17 protein-coding genes and 1 pseudogene are annotated in these 19,007 nt (G+C 60.2%); 6 read left to right on the top strand and 12 right to left on the bottom strand.

Features of this window, described 5'->3' with window-relative positions; all coding sequences use genetic code 11:
• Positions 1-219: 219 nt before the first annotated feature.
• The 5 genes from ACFSJC_RS12725 to ACFSJC_RS12745 form a co-directional block, all read right to left on the bottom strand.
• Positions 220-1,389 carry an ATP-binding protein gene (locus ACFSJC_RS12725; RefSeq protein WP_386027267.1) on the bottom strand — a complete coding sequence of 390 codons (1,170 nt, stop codon included), beginning with the start codon at positions 1,387-1,389 and terminating at the stop codon, positions 220-222.
• Between the two features lie 52 nt (positions 1,390-1,441).
• On the bottom strand, positions 1,442-2,626 hold the full coding sequence (gene purT, locus ACFSJC_RS12730) for a formate-dependent phosphoribosylglycinamide formyltransferase (protein WP_386027269.1): 1,185 nt from the start codon (positions 2,624-2,626) through the stop codon (positions 1,442-1,444).
• Positions 2,627-2,911: 285 nt separating this feature from the next.
• On the bottom strand, positions 2,912-3,115 hold the full coding sequence (locus tag ACFSJC_RS12735; RefSeq protein WP_007040219.1) for a cold-shock protein: 204 nt from the start codon (positions 3,113-3,115) through the stop codon (positions 2,912-2,914).
• A 202-nt stretch (positions 3,116-3,317) separates the two neighbouring features.
• On the bottom strand, positions 3,318-5,054 hold the full coding sequence (locus ACFSJC_RS12740; protein ID WP_386027270.1) for an OPT family oligopeptide transporter: 1,737 nt from the start codon (positions 5,052-5,054) through the stop codon (positions 3,318-3,320).
• A 119-nt stretch (positions 5,055-5,173) separates the two neighbouring features.
• Entirely contained in the window at positions 5,174-6,220 is a 1,047-nt protein-coding gene (locus tag ACFSJC_RS12745) for a ligand-binding sensor domain-containing protein (protein WP_386027271.1), read from the bottom strand.
• A gap of 309 nt (positions 6,221-6,529) precedes the next feature.
• Here ACFSJC_RS12745 and ACFSJC_RS12750 point away from each other — a divergent pair, with 309 nt between their 5' ends.
• Both ACFSJC_RS12750 and ACFSJC_RS12755 read left to right on the top strand, forming a co-directional pair.
• Complete coding sequence (locus ACFSJC_RS12750; protein WP_386027272.1) at positions 6,530-7,462, top strand: alpha/beta hydrolase; 933 nt, start codon at positions 6,530-6,532, stop codon at positions 7,460-7,462.
• A 508-nt stretch (positions 7,463-7,970) separates the two neighbouring features.
• Positions 7,971-8,282, top strand: a complete 312-nt coding sequence (locus ACFSJC_RS12755) for a hypothetical protein (protein WP_386027273.1) — start codon at positions 7,971-7,973, stop codon at positions 8,280-8,282.
• 30 nt (positions 8,283-8,312) lie between these two features.
• On the opposite strand, the gene ACFSJC_RS12760 is transcribed toward ACFSJC_RS12755, so the two are convergent.
• The 6 genes from ACFSJC_RS12760 to ACFSJC_RS12785 all read right to left on the bottom strand — a co-directional run bounded on the left by ACFSJC_RS12760 (position 8,313) and on the right by ACFSJC_RS12785 (position 13,001).
• Positions 8,313-8,732 (bottom strand): HIT family protein, encoded by a 420-nt coding sequence (locus tag ACFSJC_RS12760; protein WP_386027275.1) that lies wholly within the window; start codon positions 8,730-8,732, stop codon positions 8,313-8,315.
• A gap of 40 nt (positions 8,733-8,772) precedes the next feature.
• Positions 8,773-9,282 (bottom strand): FKBP-type peptidyl-prolyl cis-trans isomerase, encoded by a 510-nt coding sequence (locus ACFSJC_RS12765; protein WP_386027276.1) that lies wholly within the window; start codon positions 9,280-9,282, stop codon positions 8,773-8,775.
• Between the two features lie 15 nt (positions 9,283-9,297).
• Entirely contained in the window at positions 9,298-9,648 is a 351-nt protein-coding gene (locus ACFSJC_RS12770) for a hypothetical protein (RefSeq protein ID WP_386027277.1), read from the bottom strand.
• A 141-nt stretch (positions 9,649-9,789) separates the two neighbouring features.
• Positions 9,790-11,652, bottom strand: coding sequence for an adenylyl-sulfate reductase subunit alpha (gene aprA, locus ACFSJC_RS12775; protein WP_386027279.1), 1,863 nt, complete (start codon positions 11,650-11,652; stop codon positions 9,790-9,792).
• Entirely contained in the window at positions 11,652-12,134 is a 483-nt protein-coding gene (gene aprB / locus ACFSJC_RS12780; protein ID WP_386027280.1) for an adenylyl-sulfate reductase subunit beta, read from the bottom strand. Before aprB ends, aprA begins: the two co-directional genes overlap by 1 nt.
• 39 nt (positions 12,135-12,173) lie before the next feature.
• Entirely contained in the window at positions 12,174-13,001 is an 828-nt protein-coding gene (locus ACFSJC_RS12785) for an adenylyl-sulfate reductase (RefSeq protein WP_386027281.1), read from the bottom strand.
• Positions 13,002-13,893: 892 nt separating this feature from the next.
• On the opposite strand from ACFSJC_RS12785, the gene ACFSJC_RS12790 reads away from it, so the two are divergent.
• Together ACFSJC_RS12790 and ACFSJC_RS12795 are read left to right on the top strand one after the other, a co-directional pair.
• A complete protein-coding gene (locus ACFSJC_RS12790; protein WP_386027283.1) occupies positions 13,894-15,492 on the top strand; it encodes a GMC family oxidoreductase in 1,599 nt (532 codons plus the stop codon).
• Between the two features lie 36 nt (positions 15,493-15,528).
• On the top strand, positions 15,529-17,019 hold the full coding sequence (locus ACFSJC_RS12795) for an aldehyde dehydrogenase family protein (RefSeq protein WP_386027285.1): 1,491 nt from the start codon (positions 15,529-15,531) through the stop codon (positions 17,017-17,019).
• A gap of 167 nt (positions 17,020-17,186) precedes the next feature.
• Here ACFSJC_RS12795 and ACFSJC_RS12800 read toward each other — a convergent pair whose 3' ends face one another.
• Positions 17,187-18,434 (bottom strand): S41 family peptidase, encoded by a 1,248-nt coding sequence (locus ACFSJC_RS12800; RefSeq protein ID WP_386027287.1) that lies wholly within the window; start codon positions 18,432-18,434, stop codon positions 17,187-17,189.
• Between the two features lie 53 nt (positions 18,435-18,487).
• Here ACFSJC_RS12800 and ACFSJC_RS12805 point away from each other — a divergent pair.
• Together ACFSJC_RS12805 and ACFSJC_RS12810 are read left to right on the top strand one after the other, a co-directional pair.
• Positions 18,488-18,797: pseudogene (locus tag ACFSJC_RS12805) on the top strand (integrase core domain-containing protein); the annotation flags it as partial.
• A gap of 29 nt (positions 18,798-18,826) precedes the next feature.
• The coding region (locus tag ACFSJC_RS12810) for a hypothetical protein (protein ID WP_386027288.1) at positions 18,827-19,007 on the top strand (181 nt) is incomplete at its 3' end.

Genomic DNA, 19,007 nt, shown 5'->3' on the forward strand with positions numbered 1-19,007 from the left:
TTGAGGCGATCTCCAGAAAAGAATCGCCCCTGTCGGATGCGGTGGTGAGCGTGCGAACCGCATCCTACGACAGGTGCTTTCTTTCGCGAAAACCGCCTGATACGTCTGAAGAAGTATGTCGGGCTGGAGCGCGGCGACTTCAGATCCCGGCGGAATCCCTTCCAGGCACATAGAGATGCCTTCTCTACAGCGCGATTTCATCGCCCGAGGGCGTTCGATTCAGGACAGCAGTCGTTTCGCCCGATCCAGCACGAAGGGCCAGAGCCGGCCCTTCTCCCACAGGATCCGGGCGAACATCCGGCCACGGTTCCTGGGTGGCTTGGGACGTCGGGCACGTTCGACCAGATGGATGGCGTTCTGCTCGCACACCGGAATGCAGGCGCCGCAGCCGAGACAGACGGAGGCATCGATCTCGGCGAAGCGCGCCTTTTTGGGGAGCGCACGGGCACCGGGCGCAAGGCCGATACATTTGACGTTGCAGGCACTCAGACAGGCACCGCAGTAGTTGCAATGCTCGGAATCGATTTCGGCGAGGAAGGGGGTCTTGGCGATCCCCTCCTCGAAGCCGAGCTGGACGCCCGCCATCAACTCGCAGCAGCAGCGGCAGCAATTGCAGAGAAAGGACGGCCGCTCGCGTACATTGTCGGTGACATGGGTGAGCCCGAGCGAGCGCGCATACTCCAGGGTTTCCAGCATGCTGGCGGTGTCGCGCTCCTGAGCGAAGCCGCGGCGCACCAGAAAGCGCGCCCCTTCGCCGAGGACCATGCAGATATCCTCGACCGGCGCGCCCTTGCGGCAGGTCTCGCCCAGATGCTCCTTTTTGTGACGGCAATAGCAGAGCGTGACGGCGCAAAAATCGGCCTCTTCGATAATGCGTCGCGCATCCTCGTAGGAGGTGATCTGAGAGCTGACCGGGATATGCTCGTCATGGACCAGCGCTCGGGTGAGCTGGGTGGGACTGCCGAAGAACTCGCCCGGCTGACCCACCTTGCCGTTCTCCTCCAGATACTCGGACATGAGCCGCGCCAGCTCGGGAAGCGGCAGATCGGCCCGGCGACGCATGAAGGTAAACTCCATGAAACCGATGAGCCCGGGCACCAGAAGATAATAGGTGGTGCCCGCATAGGGCATGTCCATCACCAAGCCCTTGTCGGCCATGCCTTCGAGCACAGGCAGAAGCCGCTCGGGCGACAGAGCGGTCAGCGCGGAGAGTTCCTCCAGCGTCGCCTCGTGCAAGGGAAAGCGCGAGCCGACGAAGGCTTCGGTCTCGTCGAAGAGGAGCGCGAGGATCTGGCGCAAACGCTCGCTGTCGACGAGCCCGATGGGATAAAGATTCAGCCGGTCGATCAGCGGCGTCAGTGTCGATTTACTGCCTGCCAGGTGGCCCATGTCTTTCTCTCCCGAACGATTGGACCCGCCGCACAATACGCCGCCGTCTCGATCAATCCAAGGTGACGCTCACCTTCGAAGCCACACGCAAGGCACGCGCCTTCGCATCCTCAACATCGGTTCCGTGCGCGAGCGCCACGCCCATGCGTCGACGACCCTGCACCTCGGGCTTGCCGAACAGTCGCAGATCGGTTCCGGGCTCGGCGAGCGCCTCGGCGAGGTTGCCAAAGCGCGCCTGGGTCGATTCGCCCTCGACCAAGATGACGGCGGAGGCGGCCGGACCGCGTTGGCGAATCTCGGGGATCGGCAGTCCGAGAATGGCACGGGCATGCAGCGCGAACTCGGAGAGATCCTGCGAGATCAGGGTCACCATACCGGTGTCGTGCGGACGCGGAGAGACCTCGCTGAAGATGACCTCGTCGCCGCGCACGAACAGCTCCACGCCGAAGATGCCCCGTCCGCCCAGCGCCTCGGTGACCTTGGTGGCGATCTCGCGGGCACGCTCCAGCGCGGTCGGCGTCATGGGCTGGGGCTGCCAGGATTCGCGATAGTCGCCATCCTCCTGGCGGTGGCCGATCGGCTCGCAGAAGGCGGTGCCGTCGCGATGGCGCACGGTGAGCAGGGTGATCTCGTAATCGAAGTCGACGAATCCTTCGACGATGACCCGCCCGCCGCCAGCGCGCCCTCCGGCCTGGGCATACTCCCAGGCGCGGTCGATGTCGTCCGAGCTACGCACCAGGCTCTGCCCCTTACCCGAGGAGCTCATAATCGGCTTGACCACACAGGGCATGCCGATCTCGGCGACGGCCCGCTCGAAATCCTCGCGGGTGTCGGCGAAGCGGTAATGCGAGGTCGGCAGACCCAGCTCCTCGGCGACCAGCCGCCGGATGCCCTCGCGATTCATGGTGAGCCGGGCCGCACGTGCGGTGGGGATGACGGTGAATCCCTCCGACTCCAGTTCGAGCAGGGTATCGGTGGCGATCGCCTCGATCTCGGGCACGATGTAGTCGGGACGCTCCAACTCAATCACGCGTCTGAGCGCCACCCCATCGAGCATGGAAAAGCTGTAAGCGCGGTCGGCCACCTGCATCGCCGGGGCGTTGGGGTAGCGGTCGCAGGCGACCACCTCGACGCCGAGCCGCTTGAATTCGATGACGACCTCCTTGCCGAGCTCGCCGGCCCCGCACAGCAGGACTTTGGTGGATGAGGGAGTGAAAGGGGTTCCGATCGTAGGCATGAATGCTCCGCGCGTCGCGACTGTCCGCCGCTGTTATCGCCGCCTCGTTGGTGGAAAATCCGCGCGACATCCGACACTAAGCGCCTCACTCGCCCCAGGGACTCATGCGGCGGAGTACGGTCTAACGTCGCACGCTCGACGAGCCCGACAGTGCCAGCCTCTTGGCACGCAAGATAGCACTCCGGACGAACGGACGAAATCCCGAGGATTTCGATCAAACGGACCAAAAAAAAGCCCCGCCGAAGCGGGGCCTTTCTCACCAGATTAGAAATCTGGCGGCCAGTTTTACTGGCAAACGACCTTGGCTGCGCTAGGACCCTTAGGACCCTGCTCGACCTCGTAGGAGACGCTCTGACCCTCTGCGAGGGACTTGAAGCCGCCGCCCTGGATGGCGCTATGATGGACGAAGACGTCCTTGCTGCCGTCGGAAGGAGCGATGAAACCAAAGCCCTTTTCGTCGCTGAACCACTTGACTGTACCTGTAGCCATTTCGGATACCCCTAGCATGTAATTGAATGTGTGTTAATGCAGACGACTGTCGAGGAGATATTTCGGAAGGATCTGCTACGCACTGCGGAGAGAGGTACTACCGGAACACTACAAGGAAACACTGCATTCGAAATAGTATGCTGAATTCAGGGCCGCATGGCAAAGGTTTTTTTAGCTAACGACGTTCGCTGTGGAAAACCCGCTATTGGACAATCCCCAACAGCGCCCTCGCGACCCCGATCAGGCTTTCGCCCGCGATGAGTCCCGAAGCGGCGGCGATGAGAAAACGCTGGGCATATGTTGGGCTCCAGCGCTCGATCAGCCGACCGATCAGACTGCCGAAAAACATCGTGATGGACAGTGAGGCGGGAATGACCATCGCAAGTCCCAACGCCGGCATGCTGGGGAGCCAAACCGGGCTGGATCGCCGCTCCAGGAGCGCAGCGGCCACGCCGACCGCTCCACCGACGGCCACGGCCCAGAGGGCGCTCTCGGGTACCGATGACAGACCATGCCCGAGGGTCTCGGCGACCACCTTCCAGGTGGCGACGGCCGGGGCCGGCCATTCCTCGGTGATGAGCATACCCTGGGGATCCGGGATCAGCCGAAGATAGACCAGGCTACCGACGAGGCTGCCCGTCAGGATCCCGAACATCTGGGCGATCACCTGAAACCTGGGCGGGGCGCCGATGGCCTGTCCCGCCTTGAAGTCGTTGAGCAGATCCGCGCTCTGCCCGGCCGCACCGCCGGCCACGTTGGCGCCGATCAGATTGGCGGTCATCTCCCCCGGCGCCATGACACCCGTGCCAAGCTGCGAGACCTTGCCGATGGCGCCGATCGGAGGAATGCCTGTCTCGCCCACGACGCGGGATGCCACCATCGCCAGCACGAAGGCGATCGGCACGGCGAGCGCCGCCATCAGCCAATGGATCCCGAACAGCTCGATCTGGGCGATCATCGCCAGCGCGCTGGCCAGGACCAGTCCCGCGAGACGCATCCGCGCATCGCCATCGCCCTGCCCCGCCGACATCCCCTCGCCCACCCGACGGCGGCTCTCCCACGCCTGGAGCACGAACTTGGTCAGGGCCGATCCGACCATGAGCGCGACACCCGGCCACAGCAACCACTCGATCATGGAGGCGAACCAGATCGCATCCGGATCCGCCTCGCCCGGCGTCACGAATCCTGCATAAAGCCCCCAGGGTCCGAGCAGCCCCCAGGACAGGATTCCACCTAGCAGGAGCGAGACCCCAGCGCGAAATCCGATGATGGCCCCGAATCCGGCCAGCATCAGCGAGGGATCCAGGGTGAAGGTCAGATTCTTGGCGCTGATGGCGCCGAATCCGGCCATCTGCCCCAGCGCCGGCAGACTGAAGCCCAGACTCGGCCTGGGCAGCGGCAACCAGCCGGTGTCGAGCCATTTGAGTCCGCCGGCCACGAAGGTGCTGGCCAGCAGCAGACGCAGTTTCAGTGCGGCCTCTCGGCCTCGGTCGAAGATCTCGACCAGGGTCTCGGCCGTCGCACGTCCGGTGGGAAAGGCCAGACCAGAGCGCAGGATGAGCGAATCGCGCAGATACCAGGCGACCCAGATGCCCAGAAAGCTGACCGCGAAGACCCAGACGATGAGCTGAGCGGCGGGCAGATTGGAGCCGGTCAGGATGGCGAGCGCCGGAATGGGCGCGACCAGCCCGCCAGAGATAATGTTGGCGGAGGACGAGGCGGTCGTCTGGGCGATGTTGCCCTCGCCGATCGTCAGGGCCGAACCGGGCCGCAACCGGTCGATCAGCGACCAGAAACCCGATGCCACGAGCAAGGCGATGATCGACACGTTGAAGGACCAGCCGATCTTGAGGCCGGAATACAGATTGCAGGGGGCGAGCGCCGCGCCGAGCAGAATCCCGGTAAGCAGAGCGCGAATCGTCAGATGTTTGTCGGACATGGCGGGATTCCCTCGGCTCGTGCGCGATCGAGTACGCGCGGGATCCCGAAACATGCTAACGCACCTGGCGCACCTGCGCGCGAGCGTACCGCCAGAGACGGAACGCTCCGTACCCAGGATCAGAACTCAGGCTGCGGACGCGGCATCAACCATCCAGCGATCAGTATCAACGCCAAACCGATCAATGAGATCCAGTACCAGTTGGCCAGGTTGGTCGGACCGTATTCGTAAACCTGCCCGGCACTGACCATCAGACGGTCGCCGACCGGCAGGATCCAACTGACACCGACCGAGGGCTGATGCTCGACGCTGTCCGCCAGCATCGGCGCGCTGGCGGCCTCAAGCCCCTCCGGGGTCTCGGCGAGGTTCATCCACGACAGACCATCGTCACCGCCGATCCAGAGCCGACCGCCGCTGTCCGCCACGCCACGCTCATCGAAATAGAGCGCCAGGATTCGCTTCCCCTCCAGCTCGGGCTGCAAGAGGCGCCAGACATCCCCAGGGTTCGCCTGCCAGAACAACCCCTTGTCCGTCCCGGCCAGGAGAGCACCATTCGAGGCGCTCGTGAAGCTGAAGACGTTCGCCCCCTCGGGCAATCCCTCGATATTCGACCGCCAGCTCTCGCCAGGCGAACCGGCAGACGACGAAAGGACTCCAGCCCCGACGGTTCCGGCATGCAGCCAGTTACCGTCGGCGCGTTTCTGAAGGAAAAGCGTGTAGATGTTGGCCTTGGGACCGGGCGACACCCAGCGATCGTCGTGGAGCCAGCGCACACCCTCGGGCGTTCCGGCCAGCAGCCCCCGGTCGGTCTGGAGCAGACTGCCGACCCGCCCGTTCAGCTCGGGCGCACGGGGCGGAGGAAAGTACAGCCCGGCCGAGGTTCCGACAGGGTTTCGACCGGGCTCGCCGAGCATGGCCATCACCGGATTGCCGCCGAGACTCAGATTGAGCGGCATCCAGATACGGTCGCGGAGTTGCCAGATCTGACCGGATTGGGTGCCGGCCAGAATGTCGCCCTTCGAGGTCGCGACCAGATCCGTCACATGGCCCGCGCCGAGCGGATGATTGGGAACCAGGTGAACGCCACCGGGAACGAAAGGGCCACCGACGGCGAGCACCAGACCGATAAACGTCAAAACGAGAGCAAGCGTCTTTCGATTGTTCATAACTATTTGGTGAATTTGGCACCAGGGAATGATTGGAAGACAAAGAATCGAGGGCAAAGACCGAATCCAATGATTCCAAAGACTTGCCGCTCGACCGGCCTGTTCCGACCCTCGCGTCTCCATGGAGACGAGGATCGAAAGCGGCCTCGGTTCGTTGCGGCACATTGAGTCGATTCGGCAACCGCGTCAATGCGAACTCTCGTTCGGACAGCGATTGCACTGTCGATTTCCCAAACGAGCGGACTCGCGACATGACGGCCCGAGAGTGGCAGGATGTCGCCGCCATGTTCCTCAAGGATCCCGTTCCTCATGTCGAATCCGAGCCTGCCCGAACCACTGCGCCAATGGTTGGAGATGCTTCGCGAGGCCCAGGCCGTCGCACGCGCCAGCGGATTTCAGACGACCCCGGCCAGCGTTCGCGACGCACTGGCGAGCCTGACCCGGCGCTTCGTCACCCATGCCCCGACACCTGGTTTGATCCGCGACGCGCGGATCCAGACAACCGACCACGAGATCCAGGTACGCATCTATCACCCGAATCCCAATCGCGCGCCTGGCGTCGCGCTCTTCGTCCATGGTGGCGGACACATGGGCGGCAGCGTCGAGGTCTATGACCCCATCGCGCGCAAACTGACCGAAACGAGCGGTCGGGTGCTGGTCTCGGTCGACTACGCGTTGGCACCGGAGCATCCCTACCCGGCCGGATTCGAGGATGTACGGACCTGCGCCGCATCCGTCTTCGACCTGCTCGAAGCCGAAAGGCTGCCTCATGTCCGCGCTCTTGCCACCATCGGGGACAGCGCCGGAGGTGCGCTCTGCGCCCAGCTCGCGCATTTGGCCCCAGAGCTGGACATCGAACGTCAAGTGCTCGTCTATCCGAGCCTCGACTACCGCCTCACTCAACCCTCGGCCGACACCTTCGCCGAGGGCTACCTGTTGGAACGCGAGCGCATCCTCTGGATGTTCGACGCCTATTTCCAGCACGCGGAGAACCGGCAACGACTCTCACCGATCGAGATGGACGTTCCGCCCGCCTATCCCAAAACGCTCATTCTCACCGCCGAATGTGATCCGCTGCGCGACGAGGGTCTGCTCTATCACCGCCGATTGCTCGACCGAGGCATTCAGTCGACCCACATGGCGCTCCCTGGCAGCATCCACGCCTTTCTCAACCTTGAGGACCTGCTCCCGGAGGTCTGCGCACGCAGCTATGCGGTGATCGGCGAATTCCTCTCGATTTGAATGAAATCGAAGTCCGAATTCGCCGCCTGAGCAAAAGCGAATCCTCGATCAATTCGACAGGACGAGCGAGATGCCTGGAATGATGAGTGCGACGACTAATAGCAGCGATGATTTGATTTCACTTCATTCATAAAGAACACGGGTTATTCACCGCATCGCCCTCGCCGACGCTTGACAGCACCCCTCGGCCGCGCTAGGTTCTAGCCGCCAGATCCCGCAATAGACGCGCTTCCCTCCTGAACATAAAGGCCACTTATGAGCGAGCAAACAAACACCCGCCCCAAGGTTCCAGACGGCCACAGCCGGTTTATCGTGACCCGTCAGAAGCAACCCAATGAGCATGGATTCGTTGGATACGATGTCATTTGGGAACAGTTCCAGAAAGAGATCGAGTATCAGACCCCGAAGCGTCCCTAGATGACGCACGGCCGCGTGAACGCGAATCGCTCGCGCGGCTGCCAAGTCTTTAGAATCATCCGTAGATACGAGAAACCGGCGCCTATCAACAATGAAATTGACAGTGGCGAATTCGAAATTCGACGAGCAGCAAGCGATTTTCACCGCCGAGATCGTTGAAAGAATCAAGATCAAGCTTCAAGAAGCTGGCGTGGAGCAAGACAAGCTGGAAGACCTCACCGCAAGTATTGCGCTGAGCATCACCGCCACCCTTGACGATCTTGCAGGAATCGAGGCGGATGGCGTAGAGGTTCACCCCTATTTAACGTTTCGCACCGATGACGACGAACTCATTCATTGCGGCGAAAACTCGTATACCTACGAGAATGTCTACGCCGCTATGATGAAGCTGTTTCACGCTTAGCGGAAAGACCGCGATAACCGGCGCAGATCGTCAATCAGGGGAGATCGGATAGAGCTTCTTGTTTGGAATCACGCCACGCACTCCACCCTTCGGGTTTTCGACGTCGCCCTTGTACCGAGGGATCACGTGGATATGCAAGTGATGAATGGATTGCCCGGCCCAGTGACCGACGTTGATGCCAATATTGTAGCCATCAGGATGGTATCGCTCCTCGACGATGTCCTTTCCTCGGGCAACCAACCCCCATAGGTCGACCAGCTCGTCATCGTTAATGTCGAAATAGCTTGCGAAATGCCGATAGGGAATGACCAGAAAGTGCCCGGGACTCGCGGGATACCGATCATAGGCGGCAAACCCATACTGGCTCTCGATCAGCAGGTGTCTGTCGGGCTTGGATACGCAGAAACGACAGTCTTCTTCGGGCTTTACACTGGGATCTGTGCTGCTCATGACAGGTGACTCGCTTGACGAACCGTTAGCAGGAACTTGATCAGATTGGTCTGGTTGGCAGTCCACCGAGGTCCGGCCCCTTCTCCAACTTTCCACCCGCGATGATCTCCTCATCCGTTGCATCGCGCACGCTCAGGATCTCGAGCTCGAACACGACCATCCTGCCGCAGAGCGGATGATTCCCATCGATTGTCAGCGTCTTGTCGTCCATTCGAGTGACGAGAAAGCTCTTGGTCTGCCCCTTGTCGTTCTCCATCAGAATACGCGTGCCGACTTCCCGATACTCTTCGGGGACATTCTCGATCAAGTCGGTGACGACCAACGACTCATCCCTGGAACCATAGAGTTCCGTGCAGTCGATCGGTACCGATATCGTCTCTCCCGCCGACTTGCCCTCCAGCTCGGCCATGACCTGAGGAGACAACACATCGTTGTTACCGTGAACATAGCCCAGAGGAAACTCCACGGTCGTCAGGAGATCCCCCGTCATCTGATCCAGAATCCGATAGGTCAGCTCGACGAACTTGTTATCTGCAATGGTGTGCTTCATAGCCTGCTTCACGGATCAGAAAATCGATGCGGCGAAGATCCGCACCTCGCCCCGCTCATAACCGAGAACCATCCGCCCCAGCCACTCGCCGTCTCGCGTTTTGCACCGCACCCGGTAGAGAACCGTCACATGCTGACCACGCCGAATGATTCCCAAAAAATCCCGTTCTTCGACAAGATTGCGCGCCAGCTCGCTGTGTGCGAACTGCTTACCTACCTCGACCTCATTCAAACCTAACAGCAAGTCGTAAGAAAACTTCTTGATGAACTTGCCATACTGGCCTTTGTTTGAATACTGGACGAGATCGTCCCACATGGGGTGCGCGATCTCGAGGATCTCTTCGTCAGTCTTATCGATAATATTCATTTCACATCGCCATCGAGCAAAACAAGCGACCGGATCAGAACGATCTGGGAAAGACGTTAGGCCGCTTCGCCATTCACCTGCCGGGCAAAAGGCAAGGCCCCTGGATACGCCAAGGGCCTATGCCTTAAGACACGCTTGAGACTACTCCTCTACGAGGTGATACAAAGGCGCCTTTTCCATGGTGTATTCACCCGTTTCAGGATCGCGGCGCGAGACTGTCAGCACATGCCAATTCTCGTCGTCGAGCTTCATGGCGTCGCCACGGTAGTAATAACCCGGCCAGCGGGTTTCCTTGCGGAACAGTGTGTGCTGTATGACGGCCTCGGACGTGAGGTGACGATGCTTCAGCTCCCAGGCACGCAGCAGCTCGTGGATGTTCTCTGCCGCGATCTTTTCGAGATCCTCCTCCATCATCTTCATTTTCTTCAGGCCGATGTTCAGCAGCTTCTCGTTGGTCATGTAGCTGACCGTGACGCCACCGGCATACTCGTCCATCAACTTCTGCAGGCGATCCAGGCCCTGGCGCGGGTTGATGTAGTTCGGATTGACCGAGCCGGCCGTGATCTCGTTGCGATAGACCCGGTAATGCTCCAACGGCTTGTAGATCTCCTCCTTGCGACGTTCGATCTGCGCATCGGAGACGCGAATGCCTTCGGCCTTGCCATCGTCGATGTACTGACAGGCCGCCTTCGCGGCAAGACGGCCCTCGGTGAAGGAACCGGATGAGAAGGCGTGCGGCGTGCCGCCAACGGCGTCACCGGCACCGAACAGACCTTCGACCGTGGTCATGCGGTTGTAGCCCCAGAAATACTCCGGCGGCGAGACGTCCTCCGGACCCGAGCACCAGGCGCCGCAACCGGTCGCGTGCGAGCCCATGACATAGGGCTCGGAGGTGGTCAGCTCCGGGTTCTCGTTCTTCGGGTCGACGTCGGTCGCGGCCCAGAGCACGGCCTGGCCGACGGTCATACCGAGGAAGTTGTGCCAGCCGATCTCTTCGAGATGCGGATCCTGGAACGCCTCCATGGTCACCATGTGGATCGGACCGCGACCGGCATTGACCTCATTGATGAAGGCATGGTTGCGCAGACAGGTCGGGATGGGGCGATGCGTCCGGTGCGACGCCTCCGGATCCAGATATTCCTTACCGACCATCTCCTGCAGTTGCGGCCACCATTTGGACTCGTACTCCTCACCGATACCATTTTGCGTATAGGTCTTGAGATGCAGGAAGTAGGCGCCGACCGGACCGTAACCGTCCTTGAAGCGCGCCAGAACGATCCGGTTCTCCATCTGGGTCATCTTGGCGCCGGCGCCGATCAGCAAGCCATAGGCCGAACCCGAAGACCAGGGCGCATACCAGACACGCCCCGCACCCTCGCCCACCGAGCGCGGCTTGAAGATGTTCGAGGCGCCGCCCGCAGCGACGATGACCGTCTTGGACTTGAAGACGTGGTAGTTGCCGGTCCGCACATTGAAACCGACCGCTCCGGCGACACGGTTCGGCTTGGCCTCATCCATCAGCAGATGGGTCACGCAGATGCGGTTGAAGACCTTGTCGGCGGACTTCTTCGCGGCTTCAGCGACGATCGGCTTGTAGGACTCGCCGTGAATCATGATCTGCCAGCGACCTTCACGCTGATAGGCACCCGTCTTCGGGTTGCGCATCAGGGGCAGACCCCATTCCTCGAACTGATGCACGGTCGAGTCGACGTGACGGGCCATATCGAACAGCAGGTCTTCGCGCACCATCCCCATCAGATCGATACGCGCGTAACGGACGTGATCTTCCGGATTATTCTCGCCGAAGCGGGTTCCCATGTAGCAGTTGATGGCGTACAGACCCTGAGCCACGGCGCCGGAACGATCGATGTTCGCCTTTTCGGCGACGACGATCTTCTTGTCCTTCCCCCAGTATCTCGACTCGAAGGCGGCGCCCGTGCCGCCCAAACCGGCCCCGGCGACCAGGATATCGATACCCTCTTCGATGATTGTCTTGTAAGCCATCAGTAGTACACCCCTGCTTTCATCTTCAGGCCATTGGACTCGAGCGTGTGAAGGCCACCATCATCGAGGCGGATGTACTTGGGCTCGTTGAACAACAGCTGGCTGTCGCGCATCTCCGTGCTGGGCGCAGGCACATCGGCGAGTTTCGGAATGCCCGTCCCCCACGGCTTGGTGGTGATGGGCGCCAGCAGATTCATGTCCTTTTCGCCGTTGCGGAAGATGATCCGCCAGGCGATAACGCCTTTTTCCTCATCGCGCCGCACACGTACCGAATGACCCAGAGGGGCGAAATCCGCGTAACCACGCACGTCGATCGCGTTATGCGGACACGCCTTGACGCAGGAGTAGCACTCCCAGCACATATTCGGCTCGATGTTGTAGGCGCGCCGCACGGTCGTATCGATGTGCATGATGTCCGAGGGGCAGATATCGACGCATTGCCCACAGCCATCGCAGCGAGTCATATAGACGAAAGTTGGCATCTTCTATTCCTCTTCGTGATTCGATTCGGCGAATCAGGATCAGTAGTGGTTCGGAGCTTCGCGCTTGATACCAAGCCCCATGTACGGTGGGTTTTCGCCCATGTACTCAGGGATATCCGGGTAGCGTTGCTTGATGGCAGGATCCGTCAGCTCGGGCAGATCGGGCAGCTTGTCCCTCGAACCGTCCGCCTTGGCAACCTTCTTCTGGAACGCGGCGGCGGGCTTGTAGAACATGTGAGCGAGCTTCGACCAAAAGACGGTACTGAACAGCGTGGTGGCTGCGGCAATGAAGATGACCAACGCGATCGTCGAGTTCAGCAACGACCAAACCAGCGCAAAGGTCGTCGTCAGCAACAGCGAAACGATGAACAGATCGGACAGATGCACGTCGTACCACTCATGGCCTTCGGAGCGCACGTCGACGCGAATCTTGAACCAGAACCAGTAGCCGCCGATGCAGACCATCAAGGCCCCCAGATGCCAGAGCAGGGCCAGGATCATCGAGCCCCCATCCTCTGCGACCGGCAGGGCGAAGATCTGAAGCGCGGTGGTCACCACGAAGATGACGAACCCGTACATGAGCAGCAGGTGCGATTTGCGCCGATCAGGATTCTCGAACTCGCCCGAGGCCAGAACCTCGTTCGCAAGCGTACCGAGGGCGATGCTGACCTTCTCTGCGCTCTTGACATCGCGCGTGGCGAGCTTCTTGAGCGTCTGTCCCTTCTCGAAGAAGTACTTCGCACTCTTCTTGTGCATGACGTCGAGCAGCGTGCCGCCGATGACCAAGAGGATCATCAGCACGACATAGGCCTGCATCACAGCAGGTGGGATGAACGCCGAAAGCTCGGCAAAGGGATTGGCAATCATGAGAGCAGGCCTCCGTTATGGATTAGCGCACAGCCTAGGGAAAGACCCCGGATGGCAATACGGCACCCGATCGGCGTCTTTTCGGCACCCTGAAGCGTCCCAGTCGGTTCGCTTCAGCGGATCCGTTCTCGTACAGCTCGGCGACAGACCGTCTTCAATTGTGAAGCGCCCTGCCGCCGGCGGGATCGGAAACCGTTTTCGAGATCTCGGGACACTCGGCCCTAACGAGAAAACTTCTTGGTTTTTTAGTGCATTATCGAGTGCTCACATAGAGCACCTGTGTGGATACTAGAGACTTCGGACGGTTTTACACAACTCGACTATGAGGCAACCAAATGACCTCGGTCATCAATTTCGCAACATATGGGGTCAGAAACCCAGTTTATCGCAGCAAGAACCAAGCAGACTGGAGCTGCCGACAGGACGGTCTCAGGGCCATACGCACTCCTGTAACCGCTTGAATTGATAGGCAGCACGGGACGTGCCGACATCCGTCGACCACAGCGAGGTACGAGGAATCGGCCCGCGTTCCCGGACCTCATCGCTCGTATCCGGGAGTCAGACTCGACACCTCCATGCCGCTCGCCAGAACGCGACATCGATTGTTCCTGCCGGAGGGACAAATCCGTCGGCACTCCCAACGCAAACATGTTCGGGGCTCAACATCTTCAGACGAACAACCGCTAATCGTGTGCGGTTTTTTCTCACAAACGTCCTTGGCGCCTATTCCTGGGCGGATCCATACACGAAGCATCAATTCGGCACTGCGAATCGGCAACGTACAATGTCCGCGCCTTTCCGACACTGACCGAATCGTCCCGCCAGAGCGCCCGACTGACGCAGCCGCACGCTCTGCCTGCGTGGTCGATGCTGATACCTGGAGACACCTTCATTGGCCGAGAAGAGTTTCGATTACATCGTCGTCGGCGCCGGCTCCGCCGGGGCGACCATCGCCGCCAATCTGATCGAGCGGCGCAAGGGGACCGTCCTCTTGCTCGAAGCGGGCGCGAACGACCGCGATCCACTCATCCACATTCCCGCAGCGGTCGGTCATGCGATCCCGCGCCATACCTGGCCCTACGCCGCCGAACCCGCCGAGGAGACCAACGGACGCGTGCTGCCGGTCTTGCAGGGACGGGTCCTGGGAGGATCGAGTTCGGTCAACGGCATGCTCTACGTCCGCGGCCAGCGCGAGGATTACGATCGCTGGGAAACGGAGTTCGGATGCACCGGCTGGAACGCGGACGAGATGCTGCGCTACTTCAAGAAATCCGAGAACAACGAGTCGCTCTCGGGCGAATTCCACGGTAACGAGGGACACCTGAGGGTCAGCGAGAACCGCTACCGTCACCCGCTGACCCAGGCCTGCATCCGCGCCGGGCAGCAGCTCGGCTACCAATACATCACCGATTACAACAACTGGCGCCAGGAGGGATGCGGATTCTTCCAGGCGGCGACCATCAACGGCCGGCGCTGCTCGACCTCGGTCGCCTATCTCAGCGGGGTCAGGAAGAATCCCAATCTGAGCATCGTCACCGACGCGCTGGTCGAGCGCATCGAGATCGAGAACCAGCGCGCCACCGGAGTGACCTGGCGCCGTAGCAACGCACGCCACACCGCCACGGCCCGCGCGGAGGTGATCGTCTGTGCGGGCGCGATCGGCTCGCCAAAGCTGCTGCAGCTCTCGGGCGTGGGTCCCGTGGACGCGCTCGAAGCGGTCGGCATCCAGCCCAAGCTGGTGCTGCCGGTGGGCGAGAACTTCCACGACCACATGCACATGTCGGTCAACGCCACGACCCGACATCCGATCTCGCTGTACGGACAGGATCGGGGACTGAAGGCGCTGCGTAACCTCACGCAGTGGCTGCTGTTCCGCACCGGCATCCTCACCTCAACCATCCTGGAGGGCTTCCTGTTCGCCGACACCTGCAATCAGGGACGCCCGGACGTGGAGCTGCACTTCCTGCCGGTGATCGACGCCTTCGACGATCCGGTCGGGGCCACCGCAGGACGCACCCACGGCCTGACGATCAAGACCGGCCATCTGCAGCCGCGCTCGCGCGGACGCGTGATCCTACGCTCGAACGACCCGAGCGCGCTGCCGCGAATCGAGGCCGGCTATCTCTCTGACCCCGAGGATTTGGCGGGACAGGTGCGCGCGACCCGGCTGGCCCTGCGGGTCCTCGAACAGCCGACGCTACGCGCCATGATCGACGAGGTCTTCAATCCCGCCTGCTCCATCGACGACGACGCCGCGCTCGAGGAATGGGTGCGCAACTCCTCGAAGACGGTCTTTCATCCGGTCGGCACCTGCCGCATGGGCACCGATCCCAAGACCTCGGTCACCGATCTGCAGTTGCGCGTGCACGGCATCGCCAATCTGCGCGTGGCGGACAGCTCTTCGATGCCCCAGGTTCCGAGCGGCAACACCAACGCGCCGGTCATCGCGCTCGCCGAAAAGGCGGCGGATCTCATCTGCGAGGCGGTCTGAGCGCCCGAGCAATCCAAACAAGAGGAATCAACGACTATGGCTCTCGTGAAACGGCTTGCGGAAGTGGACGAGTTCCTGGCCCGCGACCACGGGCATTACATCGACGGCAAGGCGGTCGCGGGCTGCGGAACGGATCGCATCCAGGTCACCAACCCGGCCAGCGGCCAGGTGGTCGGATCGGTCGCCGTGGCCACCGAGGCGGAGGTCGAGGCCGCGATCGCCTCCTCGCACGCCGCCTTCCAGGGCGCCTGGGCGCAGACGACTCCGGCCGAGCGCGAACGCATCCTGATGCGCTTCGCCGATCTGCTCGAGGCGCACGGCGAAGAGATCGCACAGATCGAAACCGCACAGTCCGGCAAGCTGATCGGCCTCTCGCGCGTCATCGAGGCCGGCTGGTCGGCGCGCTGGCTGCGCTACTATGCCGGCTGGGCGACCAAGATCGCGGGCGAGACGCTCTCGCCCTCCTATCCCAGCATGGGCGGCGAACGCTATACCTCCATGACCCTGCGTCAGCCGCTGGGCGTGGTGTTCGCCATCATTCCCTGGAACTTCCCGGTCATGATCCCGGTGTGGAAGTTCGGCGCGGCGCTCGCCACCGGCAACACGGTGCTGCTTAAATCCTCCGGCCACACGCCCCTGGCTCTGATGCGAGTGGCCGAACTGGGCACCGAGGCCGGCCTGCCGCCGGGTGTGCTCAACGTCGTCAACGGCCGGGGCGCGATCGGCAATCAGGTGATCTCGGACCCTCGGGTAGCCAAGGTCTCGCTGACCGGCTCGGTGCAGACCGGACATATCGTGGGGCGCGAGGCGGTGAACGAGAACTTCACCCGCTTCACCCTCGAACTCGGCGGCAAGAACCCGGCGGCCTTCCTGCCCGACACGCCGATCGACAAGATCCTCGACGGCATCGTCGAGGCCGGCTTCCTGCACTGCGGGCAGGTCTGCGCCTCGGCCGAGCGATTCTTCGTCCACCGCTCTCAGATCGACGAGGTGCTCGCCCGGATGAAGGAGCGCCTGGAGAGCTTCGTCCCAGCCGACCCCATGGACGAGACGGGCATGGTCGGTCCCGTGGCGAACAAGGCGCAGTACGAGAAATGCCTGGAGGCGTTCGAAAAGGCGCGGCGCGACGGCGACGAGATCGTGACCGGCGGAGAGGCTTACGACTGCGACGGCCTCTATATCAAGCCGACGATCGTGCGCCCCAAATCGCTCGACTCCGCGTCCTTCCGCGAAGAGGTGTTCGGTCCCTTCGGCGCCTTCGTCGCCTATGACGACGAGGACGAACTGATCGCCATGATGAACGACACCCCCTTCGGCCTGACCGCAAGCCTCTGGACCAACGACCTCTCCAAGGCGCTGCGTCTGGTGCCGCGCATCGAGGCGGGAACCGTGTGGATCAACATGCACACCATGGTCGACCCGGCCGTGCCCTTCGGCGGCGCCAAGGGATCCGGCGTGGGACGCGAGTACGGCTCCGCCTTCATCGATGACTTCACCGAGCTGAAGTCGGTCACCATCCGCTACTGACCCCGAGGCGGCACATCCGCCGTCTGTGTGCGATCCGGGCCTGCGCGGACAGGTCCGGATCCTTACGAGATAGTCCCTTCCGCCTCATCATTGCTGTGCGCCTGCCACCAGTGGTTGCGGGGGCTTGTGCTGACGCAATACTCGCCCTTACCCGATTCGACACCTGCTCACAAATCGCGTGTTGCTTGAGTCGACAGTTGCTCGACAAGATACTCAAGGGCTTTTTCTAGCTGTGCGTCCTGTCCGGCGCAATAGCGAACATCGAATGGAACTTCAATGTCTGGTGGAACACCCATTCCTTCCAGATCAACACCATCGACTAAGGCGCTTTGCACTGCAAGAAAAAGGACGGCGCCATTGGACAATGGAAAAAGCCGACCTCCAAGGACCTGCCCCGCCGTCCGCTCGCCAATGACTTTTACCTGCTCATATCTTCGAGCACCATATGCCAATAGTTCTTTTCCACTTCGACTAGAACCGTTAACCAAGTAAACCGCCTTTTTTCGCCATTGGGAATCGAAAACGGTTTCCGCGCCATCTCTATGATTCATCTTGAGGACAGGAATATTCGTATTGAAGATATTAAGATAAGATGGCGACGCCCCACCCAAGCCATATCGCAAATCGATGATCAACGCATCGACTTCTTTCAATTGACCCCAGTTAATGGCATTCAGTAATTCCTGGTGGTACTCATAACCCGCGTAAGAATAAATATGAATATAGCCAATGCGCTTCTTATTTCGCTCAATAATCCGAACGCTGGATTGTTGTGCTTCCAACATCTCCTTCTTGGGATTAACGAGCACAGGCTTCATTGCAATCGTGAATGGCTCGCCCATCTGTTTTCGACGTATTTCAAAAACCACATCCTCCCCGACATGTGAACGAAGCGAAGCGATTGGCGAGTAAGGTTCAGCATTGACGGACAGGATTTCATCGCCCTTTAACAGCCCCGCTTTCTCGGCCACACTTCCAGCAAGAACAGAGGCAATGTACAGGCGCTTCTCGATTTCTTGGGTTAAAATACCAACTGTAGGATACAAAACCTCTTTTCCATCGAATAGTTCGCCGATCTCTGGAATTTTTGAAAACAACGCACACAGCTGATAATACTCATAATCATCTGGCGTTAAATAGTACGTGTGAGAAGCATTCAACTCACCAAGCATGGCATTCACCAAACTGGAAAACGCTTGTTGAGAATGAACATTCTGAAGCTTCATGCGATAGTCAGCTTTAATTACAGGAAAATCCTTGGCTATCTGGTCTGGGTTATAGAAATTCTCTTCGACAAGATCAGCGATCTCATCAAATAAAGCAGAATAGGATCTATGGTTTTCCTTAGCCGAAGCCGTTGAAGCCTGCACAATAATGAGGCACACACTCAAAACAAGCAGGATGGGTCTTTTCATGTCAAGGTTCTTTAATTTCCGAACAATGCAAATAATCACACGGGACGTAACACCTGACCAAACCCAGAACCCCACAGACCAATGGCATGGTCGAGCGCTTCAATGGACGTATCCCCGAGGTGCTGGCCACGACACGCTTCGACTTCTCCCAGAGTCTGGAGCACGCCATCACCCGCTACGTCCAGGTCTACAACCAGCACATTCCGCAAAAAGCACTTGGGCACATCACCCCGATTCAAGCCCTCAAGGATTGGGCTGAGAAACGCCCCGAACTATTCAAAATAGCGCGCATATAATCTCCGGAGACTTGACAATTATGAAGTGCGTGTAATGAGATTAGCTATATCTAATGAAAATGACTAAGGCACGTTAACAATCAGGTGACATTTTATATGAATATTTCTGCAATTGGTCTCCAAAACAAGTCAGAAATTGACTGCAATCCGGCCGCTTCGAATACCGATTCGCTTTGGATAAGAATAATAATCAATACCAGAACTGTGGCGACTCAACAACCACCAGCTAAAGCTGGTGGGTTGAAGCTACGGACTGAAAGTCCGGATACGGGTCGAT

Source organism: Thiorhodococcus fuscus (assembly GCF_042682685.1).
GTDB classification, from domain to species: Bacteria; Pseudomonadota; Gammaproteobacteria; order Chromatiales; family Chromatiaceae; genus Imhoffiella; species Imhoffiella fuscus.